Raw genomic sequence first — 8,345 nt, 5'->3', positions numbered from 1 at the left:
CGCCTGGTGCTGCTGCTGCTGGTGATCCTGGGCGCGATCTACTGGCTCCTGCGCACGTCGCAGGCGGGCCGGTGAGCGCGCCCTCTCTGCGTTCGCCCGTGATCTTCATCTCCGCGGGCGAGGAGAGCGGCGACCTGCACGGCGCCGCGCTGGCCCGCGCTCTCCGTCAGCGCTTCCCGTCGGCCCGGCTGATCGGCCTGGGCGGCGCGCGGATGGAGCGCGAGGGGGTGGAGCTGCTCGCGCGCCTGGAGCAGCTGGCGGTGATGGGCTTCGTCGAAGTGATCCGCCATCTCCCCTTCTTCCGCGACCTGACGAAGCGCGTCCACGCCGCGCTGGAGACGGAGCGCGTCGACCTCGTCATCCCCATCGACTATCCCGGCTTCAACCTGCGGCTTGCGAAACACGCGCGCGGCCGCGGGACGCCCGTGCTGTACTACATCGCGCCGCAGGTGTGGGCGTGGCACAAGAGCCGGGTGCGCGACCTGGCCCGCGACGCCGACGAGGTGGCGGTGGTGCTCCCCTTCGAGGAGGCGTTCCTGCGCACCCACGGCGTGAACGCGAAGTTCGTCGGCCACCCTCTGCTCGACCGCGCCCCGCCCGAGCTCCCGCGCGACGCGTGGGCGCGGAAGAACGGGCTCGATCCCGCGCGGCCGATCCTCGGCCTCTTCCCCGGCTCGCGCGCGCAGGAGGTGCGGCGGCACCTGGAGCTGTTCTCGCACGCCGCCGCGCTCGTCGTCGAAAAGAATCCCCGCGTGCAGCCGGTGATCGGGGTGCCGCGGGGGATCGGGCGCGAGGCGTACGAGGGCGCGCTCTGGCCGCTGGTGGAGAGCACGGGGGGGATGCTGCTGCAGTACGCGACCGCCGCGCTGGTGAAGAGCGGGACGACCACGCTCGAGGCCGGCATCGCGGCGACGCCGATGGTGGTGGTCTACCGGATGGCGCCACTGAGCTACATGCTGGCCCGGCGCGTGGTGAAGGTGCCGCACATCGCGCTGGCCAACCTGATCGCGGAGCGGCGCGTGGCCCCCGAGTTCGTGCAGGACGCGGCAACGCCGCCCGCGCTCGCCGGCGCGCTCCTGCCGCTGCTCGACTGCGACTCGCCCGAGCGCAGGGAGATGGTTGAGGGGCTGTCCGCGATCCGCGGCAAGCTGGGCGGCCCGGGCGCCAGCGCGCGCGTGGCGGAGATCGCGGGGGAGCTGCTCAGCCGTCCGGAGCGCGGGCGATGAATCTCCCCGTGTCCGCCATTCTCCCCCGGGTTGAAACCCGGGGCTGGAACATCAAGAAGTCCGCCTTCGCGGACTCCGGGCCCAAGCATCGGTGTCTCGAGCAGAGGTCGAAAAGTGCGCTGAGTTCTCCCCTCCCCCATCCCTCCCCCCTCGTGGGGGAGGGGCCGGGGGTGGGGGGGGCCGGCGGCCGCGCCCGGACCGCCGCGGGCTCCCCGCGATGACCCCCGATCCCCCGACCGCGTCCGCCAAGGTCCGCCCGTCGGAGCAGACGACGGAGCTGCGCCTTCACGAGCGCGCCATCGCCAGCCTGGGCGGGGCGGCGCTCGACGCGCTGATGGCGACGTGCCGGTACGAGCGCGAGGGGGTGGAGAACTACGACCGGTTCTGGCGCGCGGGGAAGCCGGTGATCTTCACGCTCTGGCACGGGCGGCTGCTGCCGTGCACGCACTATCACCGGCACAACGGCGTGGTCACGCTCATCAGCCAGCATCGCGACGGCGAGTACATCACCCGCGTGGTGCGGCGCTGGGGGTTCACCGCGGTGCGTGGCTCCACCACGCGCGGCGGGCTGGACGCGCTCCGCGAGCTGATCCAGCACGTGCGCGCCGGCCGCTCGCTGGCCATCACCCCCGACGGACCAAAGGGGCCGCGCGAGAAGATGAAGCCCGGCCCCGTCCTCATCGCCCAGCGCACGGGCGCGCCCATCATCCCCGTGGTCTCCGGCGCCAGCCGCGCGTCGTACGTGGGGGGATGGGACCGCTTCATGATCCCCCATCCCTTCGCCCGTCTCCGCATCTCGTACGGCGAGCCCGTGTTCGTCCCCCGCCGCGCGACGGAGGACGAGATCCAGTCCATCATGGACGACGTGCAGCGGCGCCTGGGCGGGCTGATGGCGCGCGTGGACCGGCCGTGGGCGTGACGGCCTGCCCCTCATCCCCCCGACCCCCTTCTCCCGAACTGCAGGAGAAGGGGGAGACCTCGGCGCGGGGAGAGGCTGCGGCGCGGGTCCAAGCGACCGGAGCGGCCGCCGCGCGGTGGCCCTCTCCCCCCGGCCCCCTCCCCCAAAACCGACTGGGGGAGGGGGAGACCTCGGCGTGGGGTCTGCTGCGTCGTGATGCGTGGACGCTCGTGCGGCCGCAGGGGGCCCCCTCCCCCGGCCCCTCCCCCGCTGCGCAGGGGAGGGGGGAACTCAGCACGGGGTTGGGCTCGGCGCGGGGATTCAGCCTTGGCCTTCGCGTCGCACCGAAATCAAGCCGCGCGACGTCGCCTGCGTGCCGCGCTCGAAGTTACCCCCTCCCGTTATCGGGAGGGGGTACGCGCCCTAAGGCGCGGGGGGAGGGTCTCCGGGGGGAGGGTCTCCAGCGATGAGCCTCCGCTCCTTCGTCACCCGCTGGTGGGCGGGAGAGGCCGGCGCGGCAGGGAAGGCGCTCGACGTGGCGCTGGCGCCGGCGGAGTGGGCATTTCGCGGGATCGTGGCGGCGCGCAACCGCCGGTTCGACCGCGGCGTCGGGGTGGAGTCGGCCGGCGTGCCGGTGATCAGCGTCGGCAACGTGGGCGTCGGCGGGGCGGGGAAGACGCCGTTCGCGGCGTGGCTCGTCGCACGGCTGCGAGGATGGGGGCGCACGCCCGGCATCGCGCTGCGCGGCTACGGCGGCGACGAAACCGTCCTGCACCGCGAGCTGAACCCCGGTGTACCCGTCGCGACGGCGGCGAGGCGCGTGGAGGCGGCGCGCGAGCTGGCGGCGGCGGGGTGCGACGTCGTCGTGCTCGACGACGCGTTCCAGCACCGGCGGCTGAAGCGCGACCTGGACGTCGTCCTCGTCGCGGTGGAGACGTGGGATCGCGCGCCGCGCCTCCTCCCGCGCGGGCCCTGGCGCGAGGACGTGACGGCGCTTGCGCGCGCGGACGTGATCGTGCTCACCCGCAAGTCCGCCCGCGCCGCGCGCGCGCAGGAGGTCGCCGCCGAGGTGTCGCTCGTCGCGCCGGGGAAGCCGGTCGCCGTCTGCCACCTGGCCGCGGACGGGCTGGTGCCGCTGCACGGCGGCGATCCCCGGCCGCTCGACTCGCTCGCCGGGCGGGGCGTGCTCGCCGTGGCGGCGCTGGCGCTGCCCGGGCCGTTCTTCGACGCGTTGCGCGAGGCCGGCGCGGAGGTCGACGAGGCGCCGTATCCCGATCACCACCCCTTCACGGCGGCCGACGCGCTGCGCATCGTGTCGCGCGCGATGGGGCGGCCGATCGTCATCACCCGCAAGGACGCCGTGAAGTTGCGCGGCCTCGTCTCCCCGCCCGCCAGCGTGCTGGTGCTGGAGCAGGCGGTGCGCATCGAGGCCGGCGGCGAGGTGCTGGACGCGGCGCTGCGGCGGGCGCTGGCGTCGAAGATGGAAAGGGGCGAATGATGAATTCGCGGCAACAACGACACGAAGTCCGCCTGCGCGGACTACAGGCTTCGGCTCAGCCCCGAGCTCGGAGCGCGCGACGGGCTTCGCCGCGATTCGCGGATCGAAGCTCGTTCTCGTGCACCGGGGCATCGGCCACTCCGAAGCCGGTAGTCCCCGCAGGGGGACTTCGTGTGGTTGTTGCCGCGAATTCATTCGCCCCATCCCTCCCCTCCCTGCGGCGGACATCCGATCACCTGCGGCGGAGCGGCCGTTGATGCGCGCGGACGTGGTGGTGGTGGGGAGCGGGATCGCGGGGCTGTTCTTCGCGCTGAAGGCGTCGCGGTATGGCTCCGTCGCCCTCGTCACCAAGAAGAGCCGGCCGGAGTCGTCGACCAACTGGGCGCAGGGCGGGATCGCCGCCGCGTTCGGGGCCGACGACTCGCCGGCGCTGCACCGCGAGGACACGCTGGTCGCCGGTGCCGGGCTCTGCCATCCCGACGCGGTGGACGTGCTGGTGCGCGAGGGGCCGGCGCGCGTGCGCAAGCTGATCGAGCTGGGCGTGCGCTTCAGCGAGTCGGCCGAGGGCGGGCTCTCGCTGGGGCGCGAGGGCGGGCACTCGCGCCGCCGCATCGTGCGCGCGGCCGACCTCACCGGGCGCGAGATCGAGCGCGGGCTGCTCGCCGCGGTCGCGTCCGCCGAAAACATCACCATCCACGAGAACACCGCGGCGGTCGACCTGCTCACCGCGACGGACCCGGGGACGCTGGGCGAGCGCTGCTGCGGCGTGCTGGTGCTGGACGCGGATACGGGCGCGGCCACGCCGATCCTGGCGAAGGCGGTGATGTTGGCGACGGGCGGCTGCGGCCAGGTCTATCGCCACACCACCAACCCGTCGATCGCCACGGGCGACGGGGTGGCGATGGCGTACCGCGCGGGGGCGAAGGTGGCGAACATGGAGTTCATCCAGTTCCACCCCACGGCGCTCTATCCCGCGCGCGAGCGCACCTTCCTGATCAGCGAGGCGGTGCGCGGCGAGGGCGCGGTGTTGCGGCGGCTGGACGGCACCGCCTTCATGGACGCCTACCACCCGCTGGCGTCGCTGGCGCCGCGCGACGTGGTGGCGCGCGCCATCGACGCGGAGATGAAGGCGACCGGCGCGCCGCACGTGCTGCTGGACTGCTCGGCCATCCCCCAGGCCGAGATCCGCGAGCGCTTTCCCAACATCCTGCGCGAGACGGCGGAGCGGGGGATCGACATGCTGCGCGAGCCGCTGCCGGTGGTCCCCGCGGCGCACTACCTGTGCGGCGGCGTGCTGACCGACACCGACGGCCGCACCTCGGTCCCCGGCCTGTACGCCGCGGGCGAGACGGCGTGCACCGGCGTCCACGGCGCCAACCGCCTGGCGTCGAACTCGCTGCTCGAGGCCATCGTCTTCGCGCACCGCGCCGCCGAGCGCATCGGCCCGCAGCTGGCGGCCACGCGGATGCTGGAGCCCGCGCCGCTTCCGCAAACCGCGTCGGGGGATGAAGATGCGGACGCGGCGCGGATCGAGGCGGAGCGCGAGGAGATCCGCGGCTTGATGTGGGACCTGGTGGGGATCGTGCGCTCCGACGAGCGCCTGGGCGAGGCGGATGCGCGGCTGCGTGCGATCACCGAGCGCGTGGGCGGATGGTGGGCCGCGAGCCGCCCCACGCCCGAGCTGGTGGAGCTGCGCAACGTGGTGCAGTGCGCGCACCTGGTGGTCCGCTGCGCGCTGCGCCGCAAGGAGTCCCGCGGCCTCCACTTCACCGCCGACTACGCGTACCGCGACAACGAGCACTGGCTGCGGGACACGATCGTGGTGCGGTAAGCGCGGGGTGCAATGATGAGAGTTGACGGTTGAATGCCGATCTATTACACTGGAGGTAATAACTCGGCTGTATTCGACGTATGTTTTTTGGGAAAAAGGAAGTACGGCGAGGCAGTCCGTTCTCCCGCCGGGAACCTCGAGACGGGGGTCCAAACCCGCCGAGGGAGCTCGGGAACGTGACTGAGAGTGGCGTCCAAACCCCACTCGTCCTCGCCGTACTTTCTTTATGCGAACGCGTTTAAACGCTTCTATATAATACCATTCTCAGACTCTTCGTCAAGTGACAGATCGTAATTCAGCTGCTTCGCAACGGATTCCTGCACACGATGATTCAGTTGCATTCGTAACGCGATTTCTGAACGCGATTAATTCAGCTGGTCTCGCAACGCGATTCCTGCACATGCGATAATTCAGCTGGTCTGGTAACGCGATTTCTGCACGCGCGATTAATTCAGCTGGTCTCACAATGCGATTTCTTGGACGCGATAATTCAACTGGTCTCGCAACACGATTTCCTGCACGCGATAATTCAGCTGGTCCGCAACGCGATTCTTGCACGCGATAAATTCAACTGGTTTCGCAATGCGATTTTCTGCACCGCGATAATTCAGCTGCTTTCGCAACGCGATTTCTGCACGTGGATTAATTCGGCTGCTTCGCAACGCAATTTTCTGCACGCGATGATTTCAGCTGCTTTCGCATTGCCAATTCCTGCGCACGATAATTCAGGTGACTGATGGGCGCTTGTTCCGCTCGCTTCGCTGACGCGCTCGCCTGCGATTGCCATCCTGGAGCGAATGCGCCGCTCGCGAGCCGGGCGTAATCAAGATCGTTGACGTGTGGTCATTATCTGACTAAAGTCAGAGAATGATCACGTCGGAGCACATCTCGCAAGTTCGGCGCTTCAACCGGCTGGTGACGCAGCGGGCGGGAGCGCTGGACGACCACTTCCTCGGGCGCGACCGGCCGCTCGGCGAGTCGCGCGTGCTGTACGAGATCAGCGAGCGCGGCGCCGATCTCCGCGACGTGCGGGCGCGGCTGGGGCTCGATTCCGGGTACCTCAGCCGCCTCGTCCAGTCGCTCGCGGCGAAGGGGCTGGTCGAGCTGGCGCCCGATCCCGGCGACGAGCGCGTGCGCCGCGCCCGGCTCACGCCCGCGGGGCGCGCGGAGGTGGCGGAGATGGACGTGCGCTCCGACCAGGCCGCCGAGGCCGTCCTCGCGCCGCTATCCGAGGTGCAGCGCGAGCGGCTGGTCGCGGCGATGGCGGAGGTGCACGCGCTGCTGCGGGCCGCGGGCGCGCGCATCGAGCGGGTGGACCCCGCGAGCGAGGCGGCGCGGTGGTGCGTCGCGCAGTACTTCGCCGAGCTGGCGGCGCGCTTCGAGGCGGGGTTCGATCCGGCCCGGAGCATCCCCGCGGACGAAGGCGAGATGCGGCCGCCCCACGGCGCGTTCCTCGTCGCCGGCATCGACGGCGAGCCGGTGGCGTGCGGCGCGGTAAAGGTCATCGGCGACGCGATGGGGTCGGTCAAGCGGATGTGGGTGTCCGGCTCGGTGCGGGGGATGGGGTTCGGGCGGCGGATGCTGCTGGCGCTTGAGGACCAGGCGCGCGAGCTCGGCCTCGCCACGCTGCGGCTGGAGACGAACGGCGCGCTCACGGAAGCCATCCGCCTGTACCAGAGCTCCGGCTACGTCGAGGTGCCGCCGTTCAACGACGACCCGTACGCACAGCACTGGTTCGAGAAGCACCTCACGTGAGGAGAGGTTGTAGATCAGCACTCCCGGAACACCTTCCAGTGTCATCCTGAGGGAGGCGCCGCACCGAACTCTCGTCCGCACAGGCGCTTGGCGCCGACCGAAGGATCTACTCGCCCCCACGGAGATGCCGGTTCGTCACGGCAGATATCCAGCCCACCCAGGTTAGATCCTTCGGGCGCGCAGGCTTCCGTGCGAACGCGACTACGGTGCTCCGCGCCCTCAGGATGACAGCCCGGTGGGTGGCTGGAAATCTGGATAAGCCGATGACGGAAGCAGAGCTGCGGAATGCAATCCGTCGGCTCGGACTGGCCGGGCGACCGGTGTGCGTGCACGCGTCGCTGCGCTCGTTCGGCCGGGTCGAGGGCAGCGCGCGCAGCGTGGTCGATGCGTTCCTGGCCGAGGGATGTACGCTGCTGGTGCCCACCTTCTCCGGCGCCGCGTTCGAGGTCTGGCCCGATCCGCCGGACGTGATCGAGCGCAATGGCTGGCCGCCCGCGAATCCTGCCTCCCCCAGGCCCGTCCCGACGCGGATCTTCACTCCCGACATCAACGACATCGACGCGGACATGGGCGCGATCCCCGCCGCCGTGCTGGCGACGCCGGGACGCGTGCGCGGCGCGCATCCGCTCGACTCGTTCGCGGCCATTGGCCCGCTGGCGCATGCACTGGTGGCCGGACAGGATGCGCATCACCCGCACGCGCCGCTGGAGGCGCTGGCCGCGGCGGGCGGAGCGGTGGTGCTGATGGGCGTGGGCCTCGAGCGGATGACGCTGCTCCACCTGGCCGAGCACCGCGCCGGCCGGGCGATGTTCGTGCGCTGGGCCGCTGGTCCCGCGGGCGAGATCGTCCGCGTGCGCGTGGGGGGATGCTCGGAGGGATTCCCGAGGCTCGCGGCGGTGCTGGCTCCGATCGGCGTGGAGGCGATGGTGGGAGCGAGCCGGTGGCGCATCTTCCCCGCCGCCGAGGCGCTCGACGCTGCTGCGGATGCCATCCGCGCCGACCCCGCCATCACCCACTGCGGCGATCCGGCGTGCGAGCGCTGCAACGATGCCGTCCGCGGCGGGCCGCTGCTGGACGGGTAGCGGCCGATCCGGCTATCCTCATCTTGGATCACCCGCTCTCTCGGATCATCGAAGA

General features: G+C 71.2%; 7 protein-coding genes. 6 read left to right on the top strand and 1 reads right to left on the bottom strand.

The annotated features are described in order from the left end of the window. Positions 1 to 71 precede the first annotated feature (71 nt). The 4 genes from lpxB to nadB all read left to right on the top strand — a co-directional run bounded on the left by lpxB (position 72) and on the right by nadB (position 5,453). Entirely contained in the window at positions 72 to 1,226 is a 1,155-nt protein-coding gene (gene lpxB / locus VF092_27440) for a lipid-A-disaccharide synthase (GenBank protein ID HEX6751054.1), read from the top strand. Between the two features lie 217 nt (positions 1,227 to 1,443). Next, positions 1,444 to 2,145 (top strand): lysophospholipid acyltransferase family protein, encoded by a 702-nt coding sequence (locus VF092_27435; protein HEX6751053.1) that lies wholly within the window; start codon positions 1,444 to 1,446, stop codon positions 2,143 to 2,145. A 445-nt stretch (positions 2,146 to 2,590) separates the two neighbouring features. Beyond that, a complete protein-coding gene (gene lpxK, locus VF092_27430) occupies positions 2,591 to 3,622 on the top strand; it encodes a tetraacyldisaccharide 4'-kinase (protein ID HEX6751052.1) in 1,032 nt (343 codons plus the stop codon). A gap of 256 nt (positions 3,623 to 3,878) precedes the next feature. Continuing rightward, on the top strand, positions 3,879 to 5,453 hold the full coding sequence (nadB, locus tag VF092_27425; GenBank protein ID HEX6751051.1) for an L-aspartate oxidase: 1,575 nt from the start codon (positions 3,879 to 3,881) through the stop codon (positions 5,451 to 5,453). Between the two features lie 461 nt (positions 5,454 to 5,914). Here nadB and VF092_27420 read toward each other — a convergent pair whose 3' ends face one another. Continuing rightward, positions 5,915 to 6,130 carry a hypothetical protein gene (locus VF092_27420; GenBank protein HEX6751050.1) on the bottom strand — a complete coding sequence of 72 codons (216 nt, stop codon included), beginning with the start codon at positions 6,128 to 6,130 and terminating at the stop codon, positions 5,915 to 5,917. 190 nt (positions 6,131 to 6,320) lie between these two features. Here VF092_27420 and VF092_27415 point away from each other — a divergent pair, with 190 nt between their 5' ends. Both VF092_27415 and VF092_27410 read left to right on the top strand, forming a co-directional pair. Beyond that, the gene (locus VF092_27415; protein HEX6751049.1) at positions 6,321 to 7,208 is read left to right on the top strand and encodes a helix-turn-helix domain-containing GNAT family N-acetyltransferase; all 888 of its coding nucleotides are present in this window, start codon (positions 6,321 to 6,323) and stop codon (positions 7,206 to 7,208) included. 263 nt (positions 7,209 to 7,471) lie between these two features. Continuing rightward, positions 7,472 to 8,290 carry an AAC(3) family N-acetyltransferase gene (locus tag VF092_27410; GenBank protein ID HEX6751048.1) on the top strand — a complete coding sequence of 273 codons (819 nt, stop codon included), beginning with the start codon at positions 7,472 to 7,474 and terminating at the stop codon, positions 8,288 to 8,290. The last annotated feature ends 55 nt before the right edge of the window (positions 8,291 to 8,345 follow it).

Source organism: Longimicrobium sp. (genome assembly GCA_036377595.1).
Taxonomy (GTDB): Bacteria; Gemmatimonadota; Gemmatimonadetes; order Longimicrobiales; family Longimicrobiaceae; genus Longimicrobium.
This window is presented reverse-complemented; position numbering and strand designations above follow the sequence as displayed.

Coding starts and splice junctions, on each gene's coding strand:
- VF092_27410 (HEX6751048.1), top strand. CDS start 7,472: ATGACGGAAGCAGAGCTGCGGAATGCAATCCGTCGGCTCGGACTGGCC.
- lpxK (HEX6751052.1), top strand. CDS start 2,591: ATGAGCCTCCGCTCCTTCGTCACCCGCTGGTGGGCGGGAGAGGCCGGC.
- VF092_27415 (HEX6751049.1), top strand. CDS start 6,321: ATGATCACGTCGGAGCACATCTCGCAAGTTCGGCGCTTCAACCGGCTG.
- nadB (HEX6751051.1), top strand. CDS start 3,879: ATGCGCGCGGACGTGGTGGTGGTGGGGAGCGGGATCGCGGGGCTGTTC.
- VF092_27435 (HEX6751053.1), top strand. CDS start 1,444: ATGACCCCCGATCCCCCGACCGCGTCCGCCAAGGTCCGCCCGTCGGAG.